At 55.8% G+C, this 294-nt stretch carries 1 protein-coding gene; it reads right to left on the bottom strand.

Annotated features, from left to right (window positions below; genetic code table 11):
- Positions 1-80: 80 nt before the first annotated feature.
- The coding region (locus EN818_RS31980; protein WP_135906757.1) for an autotransporter domain-containing protein at positions 81-294 on the bottom strand (214 nt) is incomplete at its 5' end.

Raw genomic sequence — 294 nt, 5'->3', positions numbered from 1 at the left:
GGCGATAAGATCTTTCAATAGAGATGGCTGTCAGTTCGCTGCTGGAATCGGGCATGACATATCGCCCTCCCTTGCGGCGATTAAAACCGAACACTGAGTTTGGCGTTGAAGCCATGCTCCTGCGCGTCCGAGGCAAGCTGACCTTTATAGGTAAGCCCGATGGTTGCCTTGTCGGTAAGGTTGACATCGATACCAGCTTCGAAGACGGCAGCGTTCTTTGCGATTGGCGTTCCCTCCACGGCGAAGGATGAGCCGCCTGTGAAGGCAAGCGCCGTTTCAGGCACCACATCGCCG

The sequence above is a fragment of the Mesorhizobium sp. M3A.F.Ca.ET.175.01.1.1 genome (assembly GCF_004791945.1).
In the GTDB taxonomy this organism is placed as follows: Bacteria; Pseudomonadota; Alphaproteobacteria; order Rhizobiales; family Rhizobiaceae; genus Mesorhizobium.
Note: the sequence above shows the minus strand (reverse complement) of the source record. Positions and strands in the feature narration are given on the sequence as shown.